Origin of the sequence: Enterobacter cloacae complex sp. S1, from assembly GCF_014930525.1 — a bacterium.
GTDB lineage: Bacteria > Pseudomonadota > Gammaproteobacteria > Enterobacterales > Enterobacteriaceae > Enterobacter > Enterobacter hormaechei_C.
This window is the reverse complement of sequence record NZ_JADBRE010000032.1, coordinates 22,178-42,822: the sequence shown is the minus strand read 5'-3', so window position 1 is coordinate 42,822 and position 20,645 is coordinate 22,178. Positions and strand designations below refer to the sequence as shown.

15 protein-coding genes are annotated in these 20,645 nt (G+C 55.7%); 5 read left to right on the top strand and 10 right to left on the bottom strand.

Annotation, left to right across the window (positions count from 1 at the left end; translation table 11 throughout):
* The 7 genes from IM290_RS18980 to lrp all read right to left on the bottom strand — a co-directional run.
* Nucleotides 1–71: 4Fe-4S binding protein (locus tag IM290_RS18980; RefSeq protein ID WP_163374190.1), on the bottom strand; the 71-nt coding region annotated here is incomplete at its 3' end.
* Nucleotides 72–81: 10 nt separating this feature from the next.
* A complete protein-coding gene (gene dmsA / locus IM290_RS18975; RefSeq protein WP_193041629.1) occupies nucleotides 82–2,526 on the bottom strand; it encodes a dimethylsulfoxide reductase subunit A in 2,445 nt (814 codons plus the stop codon).
* 211 nt (nucleotides 2,527–2,737) lie between these two features.
* Nucleotides 2,738–4,030: a serine--tRNA ligase gene (gene serS, locus IM290_RS18970; RefSeq protein ID WP_003858266.1), complete on the bottom strand. Its 1,293-nt coding sequence runs from the start codon at nucleotides 4,028–4,030 to the stop codon at nucleotides 2,738–2,740.
* Between the two features lie 92 nt (nucleotides 4,031–4,122).
* A complete protein-coding gene (gene rarA, locus IM290_RS18965; RefSeq protein ID WP_006809396.1) occupies nucleotides 4,123–5,466 on the bottom strand; it encodes a replication-associated recombination protein RarA in 1,344 nt (447 codons plus the stop codon).
* 9 nt (nucleotides 5,467–5,475) lie between these two features.
* Nucleotides 5,476–6,090: an outer membrane lipoprotein chaperone LolA gene (lolA, locus tag IM290_RS18960; RefSeq protein WP_017384837.1), complete on the bottom strand. Its 615-nt coding sequence runs from the start codon at nucleotides 6,088–6,090 to the stop codon at nucleotides 5,476–5,478.
* 127 nt (nucleotides 6,091–6,217) lie between these two features.
* On the bottom strand, nucleotides 6,218–9,886 hold the full coding sequence (locus IM290_RS18955) for a DNA translocase FtsK 4TM domain-containing protein (RefSeq protein WP_047727917.1): 3,669 nt from the start codon (nucleotides 9,884–9,886) through the stop codon (nucleotides 6,218–6,220).
* Nucleotides 9,887–10,021: 135 nt separating this feature from the next.
* Entirely contained in the window at nucleotides 10,022–10,516 is a 495-nt protein-coding gene (gene lrp, locus IM290_RS18950; RefSeq protein ID WP_000228469.1) for a leucine-responsive transcriptional regulator Lrp, read from the bottom strand.
* 543 nt (nucleotides 10,517–11,059) lie between these two features.
* On the opposite strand from lrp, the gene trxB reads away from it, so the two are divergent.
* The 5 genes from trxB (at nucleotide 11,060) to infA (ending at nucleotide 16,883) form a co-directional block, all read left to right on the top strand.
* Entirely contained in the window at nucleotides 11,060–12,028 is a 969-nt protein-coding gene (gene trxB / locus IM290_RS18945) for a thioredoxin-disulfide reductase (protein ID WP_003858303.1), read from the top strand.
* Nucleotides 12,029–12,142: 114 nt separating this feature from the next.
* Nucleotides 12,143–13,909, top strand: a complete 1,767-nt coding sequence (gene cydD / locus IM290_RS18940) for a cysteine/glutathione ABC transporter permease/ATP-binding protein CydD (RefSeq protein ID WP_193041630.1) — start codon at nucleotides 12,143–12,145, stop codon at nucleotides 13,907–13,909.
* Complete coding sequence (gene cydC / locus IM290_RS18935; protein WP_193041631.1) at nucleotides 13,909–15,630, top strand: cysteine/glutathione ABC transporter ATP-binding protein/permease CydC; 1,722 nt, start codon at nucleotides 13,909–13,911, stop codon at nucleotides 15,628–15,630. The genes cydD and cydC overlap by 1 nt, the downstream gene beginning before the upstream one ends.
* A 45-nt stretch (nucleotides 15,631–15,675) precedes the next feature.
* Nucleotides 15,676–16,380 carry a leucyl/phenylalanyl-tRNA--protein transferase gene (gene aat / locus IM290_RS18930; RefSeq protein WP_193041632.1) on the top strand — a complete coding sequence of 235 codons (705 nt, stop codon included), beginning with the start codon at nucleotides 15,676–15,678 and terminating at the stop codon, nucleotides 16,378–16,380.
* A gap of 284 nt (nucleotides 16,381–16,664) precedes the next feature.
* A complete protein-coding gene (gene infA, locus IM290_RS18925; RefSeq protein WP_002211347.1) occupies nucleotides 16,665–16,883 on the top strand; it encodes a translation initiation factor IF-1 in 219 nt (72 codons plus the stop codon).
* A gap of 71 nt (nucleotides 16,884–16,954) precedes the next feature.
* On the opposite strand, the gene IM290_RS18920 is transcribed toward infA, so the two are convergent.
* The 3 genes from IM290_RS18920 to clpS form a co-directional block, all read right to left on the bottom strand.
* Nucleotides 16,955–17,404: a hypothetical protein gene (locus IM290_RS18920; RefSeq protein WP_193041633.1), complete on the bottom strand. Its 450-nt coding sequence runs from the start codon at nucleotides 17,402–17,404 to the stop codon at nucleotides 16,955–16,957.
* Nucleotides 17,405–17,818: 414 nt separating this feature from the next.
* Nucleotides 17,819–20,098 (bottom strand): ATP-dependent Clp protease ATP-binding subunit ClpA, encoded by a 2,280-nt coding sequence (gene clpA / locus IM290_RS18915; protein ID WP_040117447.1) that lies wholly within the window; start codon nucleotides 20,096–20,098, stop codon nucleotides 17,819–17,821.
* A gap of 27 nt (nucleotides 20,099–20,125) precedes the next feature.
* The gene (clpS, locus tag IM290_RS18910) at nucleotides 20,126–20,446 is read right to left on the bottom strand and encodes an ATP-dependent Clp protease adapter ClpS (protein WP_006174393.1); all 321 of its coding nucleotides are present in this window, start codon (nucleotides 20,444–20,446) and stop codon (nucleotides 20,126–20,128) included.
* Between the last annotated feature and the right edge of the window lie 199 nt (nucleotides 20,447–20,645).

The window sequence follows — 20,645 nt, the reverse complement described above, 5'->3', positions numbered from 1 at the left end:
CAGGCCAGCTCGCAGGTTTTGCACCCGGTGCAGCGGCTGGAATCAATAAAAAATCCATACTGGGTTGTCATCGGTTACTCCTTACGCCTTTTCAACCTGAACGAGGTTTGTGTGGGATGGGTTGCCCTTCGCCAGCGGCGATGGGCGCTGCGTAGTGAGAACGTTGATGCAGCCCGCCTGATCGATACGGTTCGCATCCGGGTTATACCAGGCCCCTTCCCCCAGCGCGACAACGCCAGGCATCATACGCGGAGTCACTTTAGCTTCGATATGCACTTCGCCACGTCCGTTGAAGATACGTACGCGATCGCCATTACTGATGCCGCGCGCTTTCGCATCCATCGGGTTGATCCACATCTCCTGTCGGCAGGCCGCTTTCAGTACGTCAACGTTGCCGTAGGTGGAGTGAACACGCGCTTTGTAGTGGAAACCGGTCAACTGAAGCGGGAATTTCTCCGTCAGCGGATCGTTGTAGTTTTCGAAGCCTGGCGTATAAATCGGCAGCGGATCGATAACGTCCCCTTCCGGCAATTCCCACGTTGCGGCAATTTTTGCCAGCTCTTCGGAGTAGATCTCGATTTTGCCCGACGGCGTGGTCAGCGGATTGGCCTGCGGATCGTCGCGGAAGGCTTTATACGCCACGTGATGCCCTTCCGGATCGCGCTGCTTGTACATGCCCTGCTTGCGGAAGGTATCGAAGTCCGGCAGGTCAGGAATGGCTTTGCGTGAGAGCTCGTGCAGATGGCGCATCCACCCTTCCTGAGTACGTCCTTCAGTGAACTGCTGCTCAACGCCAAGACGTTTCGCCAGCTCGGAAGTCATCTCATAGATGGTTTTGCACTCAAAGCGCGGTTTGATGGCCTGGTCAGTGAAGATCACATAGGACATGTTGCCGCAGGAGGCATCCAGCGCGAAATCCATCTGCTCAGACGCGGTGCAGTCTGGGAGCAGAATATCGGCATACTTCGCCGATGAGGTCATGTGGCAGTCGATCACCACAATCATTTCGCACTTCTTGTCATCCTGCAAAATTTCATGGGTGCGGTTGATTTCAGAGTGCTGGTTTATCAGGCAGTTACCGGCGTAGTTCCAGATCATTTTGATCGGCACGTCCAGCTTATCTTTGCCCCGAACACCGTCACGCAGCGCGGTCATTTCCGGGCCGCGCTCGATCGCGTCCGTCCACATAAACATGGAGATGCTGGTCTGAACCGGGTTATCCAGCGTTGGCATACGTTCAAACGGGACTTCATACGAGCCTTCACGCGCCCCGCTATTACCGCCGTGAATACCGACGTTGCCAGTCAGAATCGAGAGCATAGAAATAGCGCGGGTAGCAATTTCGCCGTTCGCGTGACGCTGTGGTCCCCATCCCTGGCTGATATAAGCCGGTTTTGCTGAACCAATTTCACTGGCCAGCTGAACAATACGTTCGACTGGAATGCCGGTAATGGTGGATGCCCACTCAGGGGTTTTCGCTACCCCGTCGCTGCCCTGACCAAGAATGTACGCTTTGTAATGCCCGTTAGCCGGTGCGCTGGCTGGCAGGGTCTTCTCGTCATAACCAACGCAGTATTTATCAAGGAACGGCTGATCGACGAGGTTTTCAGTGATCATCACATACGCCAGCGCATTGACCAGCGCCGCATCGGTACCAGGGCGAATAGGGATCCACTCGTCTTCACGTCCCGCGCCGGTATCGGTATAGCGCGGATCGACGATGATCATACGTGCGTTGGATTTGGCGCGCGCCTGCTCAAGATAATAGGTTACCCCACCGCCGCTCATCCGGGTTTCGCCTGGGTTGTTACCGAACAACACCACCAGTTTACTGTTTTCGATATCCGACGGGCTGTTACCGTCTGCCCAGCCGCCGTAGGTGTAGTTCAGCCCCGCAGCAATCTGTGCGGAAGAGTAGTCGCCGTAATGATTGAGATAGCCGCCGCAGCAGTTCATCAGGCGCGCCACCAACGTTTTACCCGGCGGCCAGGAGCGGGTCATGGTACCGCCCAGCGTGCCGGTGCCGTAGTTGAGGTAGATGGATTCGTTGCCATACTCTTTGATCAGGCGCTGCATGTTAGTCGCGATAATATCGTAGGCTTCGTCCCAGCTAATACGCTCGAACTTCCCTTCCCCACGCTTACCGACGCGCTTCATTGGGTATTTCAGACGATCCGGGTTATAAACGCGACGGCGCATTGAACGGCCACGCAGACAGGCACGAACCTGATGTAACCCTTCGTAGTTATCATCGCCGGTATTGTCTGTTTCGACATATTTGATTTCACCGTCCACAACATGCATACGCAGAGGACAACGGCTACCACAGTTAACGGTACAGGCGCTCCACACCACTTTTTCCGGGGCTGAAGCGGGAGACAGAGCCTCCGCCGCCGACGCCAGACGGGTAAAAGGGAGCGTAAAGGCGCTGCTGGCAACCGCCAGACCGCCTATTGCCGTGGTTTTCATCAACCCACGGCGAGTGACCTCGGCAGCCATTAACGCTTCAGGCGCTTTGATTTTCATAAAGACTCACTTTGGTTGCTCACAAAGAAATAAAGGGCGGCATACACCGCTATATAGTTTTATGTATAACGATATTTTTGGTTATCAGTGTTTTATGCTGACTTTCGTTCGGAGGAGTATTACTACTTTAGAGGGAGGGGTTATTGCTTCGTATCAAATCAGAGGCATAAAAAAAGCGCCCTGAGGCGCTTTTTTGTCTTAGAGCAAATAATTAGCCGATGAACTGCTGGCCTTTCATGTAAGGGCGCAGCACTTCCGGGATCTCAATGCGTCCGTCAGCCTGCTGGTAGTTTTCCAGCACAGCAACCAGCGTACGGCCTACTGCCAGACCAGAACCGTTCAGGGTATGAACCAGACGGGTTTTCTTGTCAGATTTGCTGCGGCAACGCGCCTGCATACGACGCGCCTGGAAATCCCAGACGTTGGAGCAGGAGGAGATTTCACGGTAGGTGTTCTGCGCAGGCACCCAGACTTCAAGGTCGAAGGTTTTGCAGGCACCGAAGCCCATGTCGCCGGTGCACAGCGCCATACGGCGGTACGGCAGGCCCAGCAGCTCCAGCACTTTCTCAGCATGACCGGTCATCTCTTCCAGCGCGTCCATAGACTCTTCCGGACGAACGATCTGTACCATCTCAACTTTATCGAACTGGTGCATACGGATCAGACCGCGCGTATCGCGACCGTAAGAACCGGCTTCAGAACGGAAACATGGAGAGTGCGCGGTCAGTTTGATTGGCAGATCGTCTTCGTCGATGATCTCATCACGCACGAGGTTGGTCAGCGGCACTTCCGCGGTTGGGATCAGTGCGTAGTTGCTGCTGTCTGCTTCCTCGTCCAGCGGACGGGTGTGGAACAGATCGCCGGCAAATTTCGGCAACTGGCCGGTACCGTACAGCGTATCGTGGTTAACCAGATACGGAACGTAGGTTTCGCTGTAGCCATGCTGCTCGGTGTGCAGATCCAGCATGAACTGCGCCAGAGCGCGATGCAGATGGGCAATTTGACCTTTCATGACCACAAAGCGAGAACCCGTCAGCTTAACCGCAGCCGCAAAGTCCAGGCCCGCATGCATTTCGCCCAGCGTGACGTGATCGCGCACCTCGAAGTCAAACTCGCGAGGCGTGCCCCAGCGTTTCACTTCAACGTTGTCGTTTTCGTCTTTGCCGACAGGCACGCTGTCGTCAGGAATGTTCGGGATCGCCAGAGCGATATCACGAATTTCAGCCTGAAGAACATCCAGTTCAGCTTTCGCCTGATCCAGCTCTTCACCCAGTTTGTTCACTTCCAGGCGTAATGGCTCAATATCTTCCCCGCGCGCTTTCGCCTGGCCAATGGATTTCGATCGAGAATTACGCTCTGCTTGCAGATTTTCAGTTTGTACCTGCAAAACTTTACGACGCTCTTCAAGAGCGCGCAGCTTATCTACATCCAGCTTAAAGCCCCGGCGTGCCAGTTTTTCAGCGACTGCGTCTGGCTCATTACGCAGCAGATTGGGATCGAGCATGCTTATCCTGTGCTTATCGAATTAAAAAAGGAAAAAGTGACCACAGCCTGCGGCCACAGAGATATATTGCCAACATTACCGCAACGATTGAACTAACGGTAGCGTTTTATAGGGCTATTTTGATCCTGTCCGGCAAGCCAGGCGAGCTTTTCGCCAATCTTACCCTCAAGACCTCTGTTTGTGGGATGATAATAGCGGGTTTGTGCCATCTCCTGCGGGAAATACTCTTCCCCGGCGGCGTAGGCATTGGGTTCATCATGGGCGTAGCGATACTCCTGCCCATACCCCATCTCTTTCATCAATTTAGTTGGCGCATTGCGCAGATGAACCGGCACATCGTAGTCCGGACGTTCACGTGCATCTGACATCGCCGCTTTGAAGGCGGTATACACCGCGTTACTTTTCGGCGCGCAGGCCAGATAGACAATTGCCTGCGCAATGGCACGCTCACCTTCCGCGGGTCCGACGCGGGTAAAGCAGTCCCAGGCGGAAATAGCGACCTGCATGGCGCGTGGATCGGCATTACCGACATCTTCTGACGCGATGGCCAGGCAGCGACGCGCGACATATAACGGATCGCCACCGGCGGTAATGATACGCGCGTACCAGTAGAGCGCCGCATCCGGGGCGCTGCCGCGCACGGACTTATGTAATGCCGAGATCAGGTCGTAAAAACGATCGCCTTTATTATCGAAGCGTGCGCTGCGCTCACCGGCTATTTCGGTCAGCAGCTCCTGCTTTAGCACCCGCTTTCCGGCATCATCCACTTCGGCCATATCGGCCATCATTTCCAGCGTATTCAGCGCCCGACGCGCATCGCCGTTGACCAGTTCAGCGATCGCACGACGCGTGTCGTCCGGCAGAACGATATCCTGTCCGCCGTAACCCCGCGCTTTGTCCTCCATCGCCTGGGTCAGAACCTTTTCGATATCCTCTGTGGTCAGGGATTTAAGCAGGTAAACGCGGGCGCGGGAAAGGAGCGCAGAGTTCAGCTCAAACGACGGGTTTTCCGTGGTTGCGCCGATGAAGAAAATCGTGCCGTCTTCAATGTGCGGCAGAAACGCATCCTGTTGGCTCTTGTTGAAGCGGTGGACTTCATCAACAAAAAGAATGGTGCGGCGCCCGGCATTACGGTTTTGCCGCGCGCGCTCGATCGCCTCACGAATCTCCTTTACGCCGGAGGTAACCGCCGAGATGCGCTCAACGTCCGCGTTAGCATAGCGGGCGATCACTTCAGCGAGGGTTGTTTTGCCGGTGCCGGGTGGCCCCCAGAGGATCATGGAGTGCAGATGCCCGGCCTCTATGGCGCGCGGCAAGGGTTTCCCCGCAGCCAGCAGGTGTTGCTGGCCGATGTACTGCGCTAAATTTTCTGGCCGCATACGGGCGGCCAGAGGTTGAAACGCATTATCTGAAAAATCGAGCGACAGGTTGCTCACTCATGCCTCTTACTTATTACGTTGGTCGTCCACCGTTACGCCCTGCGGCGGGGTAAAGGTGAATTTCGAAGCATCTACAGCGCCGTTTTGCTGAGACTTAAGCTGATAGCTACTGCGCTGATCGTCCTGCTCAACCGCACCGAACTGATTAATGGTACCGTTGCTGCTCACGTTAATGGTGAACTGCTTCAGGTTACCGTTGCTGCCTTTTGGCGTCAGGACGAACTCATCACCGTTTTGTTTAATGTTGTACTGCTGCCAGTCGCTGGACTGGTTACGGGCAATGAGCATAAACGGCGTATTGCTGGTCGCGTCTTTCAGCCAGGTGGCGGTCGCCTGCTCAACAAACGGATTGTAGAACCATAAGGTTTTCCCGTCGGACACCAGCACGCTTTCATCCGGCTGGGTCATGTGCCAGTTGAAGAGATTCGGGCGTTTCACCCACAAATCCCCCTGACCTTCCTGCACCGCGTTGCCACTGCCGTCAGTCACTTTTTGCGTGAAGCTGGCGTGGAAGCTGCTCACTTTATCCAGTCGGCTTTTAAGGTCGCTGGCTGCATCAGCCCAGACGCTGCTGGCAACAAAACTGGAGAGTAATGCACAGACGATGGCGATTTTTTTCATTGTTATTCCTTAAAATACGTCTTCCCGATATGGGGGTTCCGTTTCTATTCTGGACCTGCCCGAAGGCAGGCGACAGAAGAATATGCTTAATTTTTGCTGATTTACCCTTCTTTGCAATCGCTGAAGGTTAATCAAACGGCGGTGGCGCCAGCACCTCACGGTTACCGTTATGCCCCTGTTCGCTCACAATACCCTGGGCTTCCATCTGCTCGATAATACGCGCCGCGCGGTTGTAGCCAATACGGAACTGGCGCTGGACGCCGGAGATGGACGCCTTACGTTTTTCGGTAACGAAATTAACCGCCTGGTCAAATAACGGATCCAGCTCTTCGCCGCCGTCAAAACCACCGCCGCCACCTTCGCTTTCACTGTCGGAGGTGATGCCGTCAACGTATTGCGGCCGACCGCGCGCTTTCCAGTCCTGCACCACCGCGTGCACTTCCTGGTCGCGAACAAATGCACCGTGGACACGCACCGGCGAGGTGGAGTTCGGGCCGGAATAGAGCATATCACCCATCCCCAGCAGCGACTCTGCACCGCCCTGGTCCAGGATAGTACGCGAGTCAATTTTACTCGACACGGTAAACGCGATACGGGTCGGGATGTTTGCCTTAATAAGTCCGGTGATAACGTCTACGGACGGACGCTGCGTTGCAAGCACCAGGTGGATGCCCGCCGCACGCGCTTTCTGTGCCAGACGCGCAATCAGCTCTTCCACTTTCTTGCCAACGGTCATCATCAGGTCGGCGAATTCATCCACCAGCACCACGATGTAAGGCAGTTTTTCCAGCACCGGATGCTGGGCATCCATGCTGTCACCCGGCTTCCAGTATGGGTCCGGAATCGGACGGCCCATACGTGCAGCCTCAGCGATTTTCTCGTTATAACCGGCCAGGTTACGCACGCCCAGCGCCGACATCAGCTTGTAGCGACGCTCCATTTCATTGACGCTCCAGCGCAATGCGTTGGCGGCGTCCTTCATGTCGGTCACTACTTCCGTTAACAGGTGCGGAATGCCTTCGTAGACGGACAGTTCAAGCATTTTCGGGTCGATCATGATGAAACGCACATCTTCAGGCTGCGCTTTGTAGAGCATACTGAGGATCATGGCGTTCACCCCGACCGATTTACCGGAGCCGGTGGTACCCGCAACCAGCAGGTGCGGCATCTTCGCGAGATCGGCAACCACCGGATCGCCAGCGATATCTTTACCCAGCACCACGGTCAGCGGGGACGGGTTGTCGCGGAATTTGGTGTTATCCAGAACTTCACGCAGATAAACGGTCTGGCGTTTCTTGTTTGGCAGCTCAAGGCCAACGTAAGGCTTACCTGGGATCACTTCCACCACGCGTACCGCCACGGTCGACAGAGAACGCGCCAGGTCACGGGACAGGTTAGAAATACGCGCCGCTTTTACGCCTGGCGCCAGGTTCAGTTCGAAACGGGTGATCACCGGGCCAGGGGAGTAGTTCACCACGTCCGCTTTAATACGGAAGTCAGCCAGACGCGCTTCCACCAGACGGGCCATCTGCTCAAGAGCAAAAGTATCCACCGGTTCGACTTCCGCTGGCGGCGGCGTTAACAGATCCAGCGACGGCAACGGCGTACTTGGTCGTTGCAGCGGACGGCTGTCTCCGTTACGCATCAGCAGCGGGTGAATCAGGCTTTCCTGCGGCTGTGGTGCTGGCTGCTGGAACTGCGGCTGCGGCGGTTGGGCCGGCGGTGTATGCGGCTGCGCATAAGCCTGCGGCACTGGCTGTTGTGGTTGCGCATTAACCTGCGGCGCTGGCGCCTGACGCACCGGTTCCGCTTCTGGCATCACGCTCGGCGTGAACAGCGGTTCGCTCGGACCGTCATCCACCAGATCTTTCATCGGTGAAAATTCAAAATCCGAGAGCGAGAACGGGTTTGCCCCCGAAGGCTGCTCACCGGAATAACGTTGCTGCTGCGTGGCCGCAAACTGACGCGCTAATTCCGCTTCGGCAGCATCATCTTCATCCTGCTGAGAATGAACATCGTGTTGGTACTCATTCCCGTAGCGTTGAGTCTGCTGGGCGGCAAACTGACGCGCCAGCTCATCCTGATGCAGTTCGTCGGCATCATCTTCGTAGTCGGACTCACGGGCTTTTTCTTCCGCCATACGCTGGGAAGGCAGTTTAATGCCATAAGAGGCCAGCTCCCGGCGCGTCGGTACGCGCACGCGATTAGGACGCGGCAATTGTGGACCAATGCCCTCTTTTACCTGAGGACGCGGCGCACCATCGGTTGCCGGGCTGAATAGCGGAGCGGACGCGGCAGCGGCTGCCGTTGCCTGCTTCACGGTTTCCGCTCCTGACGCAACGGCTGGCGCTGGATCTACAGGTGCAACGCTTGCAGAAGGCGCTTTTACAACAGGCTCCTGCACCGGCTCAGGCACGGGCTGATACCAGGCGGCAAGCTGCTCGCGCTCTCGGGCACGGCGCTCTTCCACCTCTTCAAAATAGTACAATGGCGGACGGGATGGCTTCGCTTCCTCCACCACTTCGGGTTCAGACACCGGCGCAACGTATGGCTGTTCAGGTTCAGCAGGTTCGGGCGTATAGGCCTGATACGGCTGTTGCGGCTCGCTGGCAGGCTCAGGCGTCTGATACGGTTGCTGCCACTGTTCCTGCTGCACAGGAATATAGCTTTCAGGCTCCGGCGCAATGGTCGGTTCAGGCGTATGGACGCCTGGCGCAGTCTGCCAGTCCACCTGCGGTTGCTGGATCGCGGACTCCGGTGCCGGAACAGGCGAGGACGGCATCACGGCTTCAACAGGCGCAACATGGGCCTGCGCAGCCGTCGTTGCGGCAGCAGCAGCGGCTACCGGTTCAGTCACGGAATGACCATGCAACAGCGGATCGTATTCGTCATACTCACCCGGCGTAGCTCGATGACCAGAGAACAACACATCATCAGGATCGACGGCCGCGCCGCGATACTCAATCTGCTCCTCTTCATCCATACGTTTGCCGGAGAAAAGCGCGGCATCCGTTTTACGGCCTAACGGGTTAGCAAATTTTTCAGCAACGCGCTGGCGGCGCGCCAGAGCACCGCGCAGAATACGGGCACGGCGGGATTCACGACGCTGCACGGGTGCCTCGTCTTCCTCTTCGTACTCATCTTCATATTCATCTTCATCGACCCACGTATCATCACGACGGGTGCGATTGCTGGCAAACGTCAGCAGAGTCAGAATAAAGCTGCCGATTTTTTCGGCAATGCTCACCCAGGACCAGCCGGTAAACAGCGTCAGGCCCGCTGCCCAGATACAAAGCAGCGCCAGCGTGCCGCCGCTGCTGTGAAGCATCGGTTGCAGCGCGGAGCTCAACAGGCTGCCAATCACCCCGCCGGAGGCGAAGTACCAGATGTCATCGGCGTTGATCGCCGCCAGTCCGCAGGAGGTGAGGATCAGCGCCAGGGCGCCAATCAGGCGCAGCGAAACGGCAAAATAATCGATGTAGTCGTCGTTCTGTCGATGACGCCAGGCAAACCAGCATCCGCCAATAATGATGACGGGAAGGGTATAGGCCATCACACCGAAAATGAAGAAGAGTGTGTCCGCAAGCCAGGCGCCGGGAACGCCACCTAAATTATGGATAGGCTCATGCCATGCGGTTTGCGACCAGCTGGGGTCTGAGGGGTTGAAACTGAGTAAGGCAGCCATCAGCCAGACGGCAAAAAGGGCAATAACAATCAGTAACGCCTCAAGGAGACGACGTCCGCTGCTTAGCTTAGATAATGTGACTTCTTTGTCTTCAGTGTATTCCTGGCTCAAGAAAGGCTCTCCAGGTATCAGGCATGTCCTGCCTGTGTGCTAAAACGGACAACAGCGCCGGGACTCCCCGGCACTGTTGCTGTATGGATTAACAGGAGTGTAATCAAACTACACTGATTTTGCACCTGTTCCGTGTTAGCGCGTCTTAATAACCAGACGATTGCTCTGTTTGACCTCTTCCATCACCACATAAGTACGGGTGTCGTTCACGCCTGGCAGACGCAGCAGGGTTTCACCCAGCAGCTTACGGTAGGCGGACATATCAGGCACACGGGTTTTCAACAGGTAGTCAAAATCACCGGAAACCAGATGACACTCTTGAATTTCTTCAAGTTTTTGTACAGCGGCGTTAAATTGCTCAAACACATCTGGTGCACCACGATTCAGAGTAATCTCAACAAATACCAGAAGTGAGGCATCCAGATAATGCGGGTTCAGCAGAGCCGTATAGCCCTGAATAAAACCCTGTCTTTCCAGTCGACGCACACGCTCAAGGCACGGCGTCGGGGAAAGTCCCACACGTTTTGAAAGCTCGACGTTGGAAATACGCCCATCCTTTTGCAATTCATTAAGAATGTTACGATCGATACGGTCGAGATCTTTGCCAGGGCGCTTCTTGCTATCTACCATTATTATTGTCTCTCTGTATTCCTTCCCTACTCCTGCCTGGACCCTGTGCACATCACTGTTCAGAGCCTGGACCCGTTATTCATCACATCGCCTGGTTATGTATTAGACGCGATGTAGATTCGGGTTCTGCGGTAAGAAGACCGTTGCCCGAAAGCAGTCACAGACATCACGTATGGCGTCTGTCCACACCATGCGTAGATTTCACTGACCCGGTAAAAATGGCATTTCCGTGCATGTCTATGCGGCATGCAGTTCGTGCGTCTTTTTTTCTTCCTTGAATGTTTTCGCAAAAGCGCAGGGGATTGTCAAAGCAAAACATCGATTTTTAGTACAACATGCCGGATATTCATTACGGAGGGGTATTAATCCTCATTTTATTGCCTTATAAACGCGCGGTTTTCAGTAGCAGAAGTGATGTGACCGCCTCTGACCCATAGGGCGCGTCTATTGCATATATCGGAAGCAAAACTCTCCTGCTCTTTTTTTACGGCAACAAATTCCCTACAATCCAGCCCATTGCCTGCCAACAACAATGGGGATCTCATGGGCACGACCAAACACAGTAAGCTGCTAATCCTTGGTTCTGGACCTGCGGGATATACCGCAGCGGTCTATGCTGCACGCGCTAACCTGCAACCGGTACTGATCACCGGGATGGAAAAAGGCGGTCAGCTGACCACCACCACGGAAGTGGAAAACTGGCCTGGCGACCCGAACGACCTGACCGGGCCGCTGCTGATGGAGCGCATGCACGAGCATGCCGCCAAATTCGAAACCGAAATCCTGTTCGACCACATCAATAAAGTGGATTTGCAGAACCGTCCGTTCCGCCTGACGGGTGACAGCGGCGAATACACCTGCGATGCGCTGATCATCGCCACCGGCGCCTCTGCCCGCTATCTCGGCCTGCCGTCTGAAGAAGCGTTCAAAGGCCGCGGCGTGTCAGCCTGCGCGACCTGCGACGGTTTCTTCTATCGCAACCAGAAAGTTGCGGTTATCGGCGGCGGCAACACCGCTGTGGAAGAAGCGCTGTATCTGGCAAATATTGCCTCAGAAGTACACCTGATTCACCGTCGCGACACCTTCCGCGCGGAGAAGATCCTGATTAAACGCCTGATGGACAAAGTGGCGAGCGGCAACATTGTGCTGCATACCAACCGTACGCTGGAAGAAGTGACTGGCGATCAGATGGGCGTGGCGGGACTGCGTATCCGTGATACCCAGAACACCGATAACGTCGAAACGCTGGAAGTGGCAGGCCTGTTTGTGGCAATCGGTCACAGCCCGAACACGGCTATCTTTGAAGGCCAGCTGGAGCTGGAGAACGGCTACATCAAAGTGCAGTCTGGCATTCACGGCAACGCCACCCAGACCAGCGTTCCGGGTGTCTTCGCAGCTGGCGACGTGATGGACCATATTTATCGTCAGGCGATCACCTCTGCGGGCACCGGTTGTATGGCCGCGCTGGACGCAGAACGCTACCTGGACGGGCTGGCTGAACAAGGCAAATAATCTTTACAAGTCAGTAACAAACGTAAATAAAGGCGGCCACTGGTCGCCTTTATTTTTGCTCGCGTGTAACATGCAGAGGTCTAATTTCTTATAACGTCACCTGCAAAGTACGCAATGGAAAAAACCCGTCAACAAGAGTTAACCCGCTGGCTGAAACAGCAAAGCGTTCTGTCCCGCCGCTGGCTTATGATTTCCCGCGTTTTGGGATTCATCAGCGGTCTGTTGATTGTTGCCCAGGCATGGCTGCTGGCCCGCATTCTCAACCATATGATCATGGAGAACATCCCGCGCGAAGCGCTGCTGTTGCCGTTTATCGTTCTGGTGCTGGTTTTCGTTCTGCGTGCGTGGGTGGTCTGGCTGCGCGAGCGGGTTGGGTTCCACGCCGGGCAGCACATCCGCTATGAGATTCGCCGCAAGGTGCTCGACCGGCTTTCGGAAGCCGGGCCTGCGTGGATCCAGGGCAAGCCGGCCGGTAGCTGGGCGACGCTGATCCTTGAGCAAATCGACGATATGCACGATTACTACGCGCGTTATCTTCCGCAGATGGCGCTGGCGGTGTTTGTGCCCCTGATGATTGTTATCGCCATCTTCCCTGTTAACTGGGTGGCGGCGTTGATCCTGCTGGGCACCGCCCCGCTCATCCCGCTGTTTATGGCGATGGTCGGCATGGGTGCGGCAGATGCTAACCGTCGTAACTTCCTGGCGCTGGGTCGGTTAAGCGGCCATTTCCTGGATCGTCTGCGCGGTATGGAAACCCTGCGTATCTTTGGTCGCGGTGAAGCGGAGACCGAAAACATTCGACTGGCGTCGCAGGATTTTCGTCAGCGCACCATGGAAGTGTTGCGCATGGCCTTTCTCTCTTCTGGCGTACTCGAATTTTTCACCTCCCTGTCGATTGCGCTGGTGGCGGTTTACTTTGGTTTCTCCTACCTCGGCGCGCTGGACTTTGGCCACTACGGTACGGCGGTCACGCTTTCCGCCGGGTTCCTGGCGCTGATCCTGGCCCCGGAATTTTTCCAGCCGCTTCGCGATCTCGGCACCTTTTACCATGCCAAAGCGCAGGCGGTGGGTGCTGCCGACAGCCTGAAAACCTTCATGGAAACGCCGCTGGCGAATCCGGAGCGTGGTGAGGCAACGCTGAATACGAACGATCCGGTGACCATTGAAGCACAGGATTTTTCTGTTCTGTCGCCTGAAGGCAAAGTGCTGGCCGGTCCGCTGAACTTTACCCTGCCTGCCGGGCAACGTGTGGTGCTGGTGGGCACCAGCGGCTCAGGTAAAAGCTCATTGCTGAATGCGCTATCAGGCTTTATGGCCTACACCGGATCGCTGCGTATCAACAAAACGGAGCTGCGCGAGCTCGATCCTGATGCCTGGCGTAAACAGCTAAGCTGGGTGGGGCAAAACCCGCAGCTGCCTGCCCCGACGCTGCGCGAGAATGTGCTGCTGGCACGCCCGGATGCGCGTGAAGATGAGCTGCAATCGGTCCTCGACCGCGCCTGGGTCAGCGAGTTTCTGCCGCTGCTTGCGCAGGGTGTCGATACCGTCATTGGCGATCAGTCTGCCGGGCTGTCAGTAGGCCAGGCACAGCGCGTCGCGGTCGCCCGTGCGCTGCTGAACCCCTCTTCGCTAATGCTGCTGGACGAACCCGCCGCCAGCCTGGACGCTCACAGCGAGCAGCGCGTGATGGATGCGCTTAACGCAGCCTCACGCCAGCAAACCACCCTGATGGTGACTCACCAGCTGGAAGGTATTGCCGACTGGGATCAGATCTGGGTGATGGAAAACGGACACATTGTTGAACAAGGCGATTACGCCGCGCTTGTTGCCGCGCAGGGGCCGTTTGCGACCCTGCTGGCGAACCGTCAGGAGGATATCTGATGCGCGCCCTGCTTCCGTATCTTGCACTGTATAAACGCCACAAATGGATGCTGACGCTCGGGATCGTGCTGGCGATCGTCACTCTGCTGGCCAGCATCGGTCTGCTTACGCTTTCCGGCTGGTTCCTCTCCGCATCTGCGGCCGCAGGCTTTGCCGGGCTGTACAGCTTTAACTACATGCTGCCTGCCGCCGGGGTGCGCGGCACGGCGATTACGCGAACTGCCGGACGCTACTTCGAACGTCTGGTCAGCCACGACGCGACCTTCCGCGTGCTGCAACACCTGCGTATTTACACCTTCAGCAAACTGCTGCCCCTCTCCCCTGCCGGGCTGGCACGTTTTCGACAGGGCGAATTACTCAACCGCGTGGTCGCAGATGTGGATACGCTGGATCACCTCTATCTGCGCGTCATTTCACCTATGGTGGGCGCGTTTGTAGTGATTGTCGTGGTCACGCTGGGGTTGAGTTTCCTGGATGTTCCCATCGCACTGACGCTCGGCGGCATCATGCTGATGACGCTGATTATTCTGCCGCCCCTGTTTTATCGTGCAGGTAAAACCACCGGGGAAAACCTGACGCGCCTGCGAGGGGAATATCGCCAGCAGCTCACCGCCTGGTTGCAGGGACAGGCCGAGCTCACCCTTTTTGGTGCCAGCAAACGGTACCGCGCCCGCATGGAAAATACGGAGCTGAACTGGCATGAAGCCCAGCGGCGCCAGTCTGAACTGACCGCGTTCTCCCAGGCGCTGATGATGTTAATTGGTGGGATTGCCGTTATCGCCATGCTCTGGATGGCCTCCGGTGGCGTGGGCGGTAACGCGCAGCCTGGCCCGCTGATTGCGCTGTTTGTTTTCTGTGCCCTGGCAGCCTTTGAAGCCTTAGCCCCGGTCACGGGCGCCTTTCAGCATCTCGGCCAGGTGATTGCCTCTGCGCTGCGCATTACGGATATTGCCGAGCAGGAGCCGGAAGTGAAGTTCAGCGCGGGTCAAACCGCTGTGCCAGAGCAGGTCGCGCTGACGCTCAGCAATGTCACTTTCGCCTACGACAAGCAGGCGCAAAACGCGCTGGAAGACATCACCCTTTCTGTTGATGCCGGGCAGCGCATTGCGATCCTTGGCCGTACGGGATGTGGGAAATCGACACTTCTGCAACTTCTCACGCGCGCGTGGGACCCACAGCAGGGCGAGATTCGGTTTAACGACGTTCCGCTGTCTGGTTTTAGCGAAGCGGCCTTGCGTAAAACGGTCAGCGTCGTGCCCCAGCGGGTGCATCTGTTCAGCGCTACGCTGCGCGATAATCTTCTTCTGGCGGCACCAGACGCCTCCGACGATACGCTGCGGGCAATGCTGGAGCAGGTTGGGCTGCACAAGCTGCTTGAAGACGACGGGTTGAACAGCTGGCTGGGTGAAGGGGGTCGACAGCTTTCCGGCGGCGAACTGCGTCGTCTGGCCATTGCGCGTGCGCTGCTGCACGATGCGCCGCTGATGCTGCTGGATGAACCGACAGAAGGACTGGATGCCACGACAGAGAGCCAAATCCTTGATTTACTGGCGAATGTGATGAAAGGTAAAACCGTGCTGATGGTCACGCACCGTCTGCGCGGGCTGGGGAATTTCGATCAGATAATTGTGATGGACAACGGACACATAATTGAGCAAGGTAGTCACGCAGAGCTGCTGGCAAAACAAGGTCGCTACTACCAGTTTAAACAGCGCCTGTAGACTATATTTGTAGCGTCCTCTCTCGCGTACTGGAGTTCTGTTGTCATGCGCCTGGTGCAGCTTTCTCACCATAATATTGCGTTCCCTTCTCCGGAGGGGGCGCTGCGTGAACCTAACGGCTTGCTGGCTCTGGGCGGCGATCTCAGCCCGGCACGGCTCTTAATGGCTTACCAGCGCGGCATCTTTCCGTGGTTTTCTCCTGGCGACCCGATCTTATGGTGGTCTCCTGACCCGCGAGCCGTACTGTGGCCTGGGCAGTTTCACCTGAGCCGCAGCATGAAGCGTTTTCATGCAAAATCACCCTTTCGCGTCACGCTCAATCACGCCTTCGGCCAGGTTATCGAAGGCTGCGCTGAAGATCGTCACGAAGGCACCTGGATAACCCGCGATATCATTATCGCCTATCACCAGCTTCATGAGCTGGGTTACGCGCATTCGATCGAAGTGTGGAGCGGCGACGACCTCGTCGGGGGTATGTACGGCGTGGCTCAGGGTACGCTTTTCTGCGGCGAGTCGATGTTCTCCCGCGCCACGAATGCGTCGAAAACCGCACTGCTGGTTTTTAGCCAGGAATTTGCCCGACGTGGAGGACAGTTAATGGATTGTCAGGTGTTGAATGAGCACACCGCCTCGCTCGGCGCCGTTGAAATCTCCCGCCGACACTATATCGAACACCTTGAACAGTGCCGAAAGGAGACCCTTCCACGCGATTTTTGGGTTCCCAGAACGCTCTTTATACCCAATGCCTAAATGTTTTCCGCATATTTTTTATGAGGGTGTTATAATTACGCCGCAGAGTAGCTTCTGCCTGTTGCCCCGCCGCCGTTTGGGACCCTCGCTTCAGATAACGTCCTTACGTTTATCCTGTCGTCTCCCCTTTACGAATGCGCTTTCCGTTCGGTTGTACCGTGACGCTTGGGCAATACGCTGAGACTGTTTTGCTGCGTTTTAAACGCGCAATTCTTTACTTAATTGAGGAATTTCGGCATTATCTTGCCGGTTCAAAACTTGGTAGTGATACCCCAGAGGATTAGATGGCCAAAGAAGACAATATTGAAATGCAGGGTACCGTACTTGATACGTTGCCTAATACCATGTTTCGCGTAGAACTGGAAAACGGTCACGTGGTAACTGCGCACATCTCCGGTAAAATGCGCAAAAACTATATCCGCATTTTGACGGGCGACAAAGTGACTGTTGAACTGACCCCGTACGACCTGAGCAAAGGCCGCATTGTCTTCCGTAGTCGCTAATTGTTTTCGCCTGTAATGGCAGATGAATATTTAAAAGGTCGGGACAATCCCGGCCTTTTTTATTTATGGCTTTAGTGTTGCTGCGTCGGAAGATGTATTGTCATCCATGGTTGGACAGGAGCGATTAAATCCCCCGCCATAGAATGAGCCATGTCATGGAGTAATCCCGTCAGGTGCGGCAACATATCGCGGTCAAAATGCGACACCAGCAGCACATGGTTTAACGCCCGGCAGTAGTCGCATTTCGTTTCTGTATCTTCAAGCAACCACTCTTTTTGTCGCGGCTGTTCCGCTTCATCCTCAAATTCCACCACCTGAAAATCACGCATTGACTCTGTGAGGCCGATTTTCACCTCTTCCAGGTAAGCTCCGAGACAGCGGCAAACGGGCTGCGTTTGCGGGAGTGATTTGCAATCCAGCAGAATCTCGGTGAGCAGTTTGCAGCGCTCAGCCAGGATTGGAAGATCGGGATTGAGGGAGAGTTCGGTGTATAAATGGGCGAAATTGTTTTCTATATTCATTGGGTAATTCCTTCACACACTTTGAATTTACCACCGCAGGAAACGCCAATTTGCTGGCGGCGGACGAAAAGGAATTGGCGTACCAGTGTGTGTGCTACTGGCGCTTCAAAAGAAGCTTCCGATTCGCCCGCCAGATGCAGAATTATACCCTTTTCCTTAGGGCGAACGAAGCCTACAGCAATACTGCTGGTCACACACTTTCAGGACGCCAATCCCGACACCTGATTTTGCAGGTGCGCCGCCATTCTATTCCTGTGAATTTATCCAGCAATAAACCTCGAAAGAAACTGGAAAGCGCCTCGCAAAATTTCGTTGCGGCCTGAGGCCCTCCCCCTAACCCTCTCCCACAGGGAGAGGGAGAAAAGCGGACACAAAAAAGCCGGGTTAAAAACCCGGCTTTTACACTAAAGAAAATCAGTGAGCCGCTTCCGTCTTGTGCTTCGCCGCACTCTGGAAATCGTACGTCAGTTCGTTCTTCGCCTGATCCAGCCCCACCGTTACCTGGCCGCCGTCCACCAGCGAGCCAAACAGCAGCTCGTTTGCCAGCGGTTTCTTCAGGTTGTCCTGAATCACGCGCGCCATCGGACGGGCGCCCATCGCACGGTCGTAGCCTTTCTCAGCCAGCCAGTTGCGGGCCTCCTGGCTCACTTCCAGCGACACGCCTTTCTGATCCAGCTGAACCTGCAACTCGACGATGAACTTGTCCACCACCTGATGAATCACCTCGGTAGACAGATGATCGAACCAGATAATGTTGTCCAGACGGTTACGGAACTCCGGCGTGAAGATCTTCTTGATCTCTTCCATCGCATCGGTGCTGTTATCCTGGTGGATAAGGCCGATGGATTTACGCTCGGTTTCCCGCACGCCCGCGTTGGTGGTCATCACCAGCACCACGTTGCGGAAATCGGCCTTGCGCCCGTTGTTATCGGTCAGCGTCCCGTTGTCCATCACCTGCAACAGGATGTTGAACACGTCCGGGTGCGCTTTCTCGATTTCATCGAGCAACAGTACCGCGTGCGGATGCTTGATAACCGCGTCCGTAAGCAGGCCGCCCTGGTCAAAGCCCACGTATCCCGGAGGCGCACCAATCAAACGGCTGACGGTATGACGCTCCATGTACTCGGACATATCAAAGCGCAGCAGCTCAATGCCCAGCGCTTTCGAGAGCTGAACCGTCACCTCGGTTTTCCCCACGCCGGTCGGGCCAGCGAAAAGGAAGGAACCGACAGGCTTGTGGTCATGCCCCAGTCCGGCACGGGCCATCTTGATCGCTTCGGTTAAAGCCTCAATGGCTTTATCCTGACCAAAGACCAGCATTTTCAGGCGATTGCCGAGGGTCCGCAGCGTATCACGGTCGCTCTGAGAAACGCTCTTCTCAGGAATACGCGCGATGCGGGCCACCACGGACTCGATATCCGCCACATTCACGGTTTTCTTACGCTTGCTGGCTGGCATCAGGCGCGCACGCGCACCCGCCTCATCAATCACGTCGATCGCTTTATCCGGCAGATGACGATCGTTGATGTATTTCACCGCCAGTTCCACCGCCGCACGGACCGCTTTCGCGGTGTAACGCACGTCGTGGTGTGCTTCGTACTTGGTTTTCAGGCCGTTGATGATCTGCACCGTTTCGTCAACCGACGGCTCGGTAACGTCGATTTTCTGGAAACGACGCGCCAGCGCACGATCCTTCTCAAAGATGTTGCTGAACTCCTGGTACGTCGTGGAGCCCATCACGCGGATCTTGCCGCTGGAGAGCAACGGTTTGATCAGGTTAGCGGCATCCACCTGGCCACCGGAGGCCGCACCTGCGCCGATGATGGTGTGGATCTCATCGATAAACAGGATGCTGTTGGTGTCCTGCTCCAGCTGTTTTAACAGCGCTTTGAAACGTTTTTCGAAATCACCGCGGTATTTGGTGCCCGCCAGCAGCGAGCCAATATCCAGCGAGTAGATGGTGCAGTCGGCAATCACTTCCGGCACGTCGCCCTGCACAATGCGCCAGGCCAGCCCTTCGGCAATCGCGGTTTTACCCACGCCAGATTCCCCCACCAGCAGCGGGTTGTTCTTACGGCGACGGCACAGCACCTGGATGGCACGCTCCAGCTCTTTATCGCGGCCAATCAGCGGGTCGATACCGCCAACGCGAGCAAGCTGGTTAAGGTTGGTGGTGAAGTTTTCCATACGATCCTCCCCGCCTGCTTGCTCTTCATTGCTGTTAATCTGTCCGCTGGGATCCGATGCCTGGTTAGGCTCGTCTTTTCGCGTTCCGTGAGAGATGAAGTTGACCACGTCGAGCCGGCTGACTTCGTGTTTACGCAGCAGGTAGGCCGCCTGGGACTCCTGCTCGCTGAAGATGGCGACCAGGACATTGGCGCCAGTCACTTCGCTACGTCCGGAAGACTGGACGTGGAAAACCGCGCGCTGCAACACCCGCTGGAAGCTGAGCGTCGGCTGCGTATCGCGCTCTTCTTCACTGGCTGGCAGCACCGGTGTAGTTTGTTCGATGAAGGCTTCGAGTTCCTGACGTAGCGCCACCAGATCCACGGAGCAGGCTTCCAGCGCTTCGCGGGCAGATGGGTTGCTAAGCAGTGCGAGCAGCAGGTGCTCGACGGTCATAAACTCATGTCGGTGCTCACGCGCTCTGGCGAAAGCCATGTTTAAACTGAGTTCCAGTTCTTGATTGAGCATAGGCACCTCCCCCAATTTTATGCCTTATCAGGCCTTTTCCAGCGTACACAGCAACGGATGCTCGTTCTCCCTTGCATAGTCGTTCACCATCGCTACTTTGGTTTCCGCAACCTCGGCAGTAAAGATGCCGCAGATCGCTTTGCCACGATAATGAACGGTAAGCATCAGTTGCGTTGCACGTTCAACATCATAAGAAAAGAACTTTTGTAGCACGTCAATAACAAATTCCATCGGCGTGTAATCATCGTTCATTAACATAACTTTATACATAGATGGCGGTTTTAGCGCGTCGCGCACTTTATCTTCCGCCAGCTGGTCAAAATCCAGCCAATCGTTGGTCTTACCCATTATGCATAACCACTTTGAATCTACCTCAGATGTTAGATAACAATCATCTATTACTGTCATCCGCGATGTCTGTCACAAACTGTTGCAATAGCGTTAACTGCCTCAAATTTTGGTTGATTATTGTCCCAACTCCAGCGCCAAACGCTTGACGGCTTCTTCCGTTTCTCTAAATTGTACAAGCGTGAGTTGGCGAGGTTTT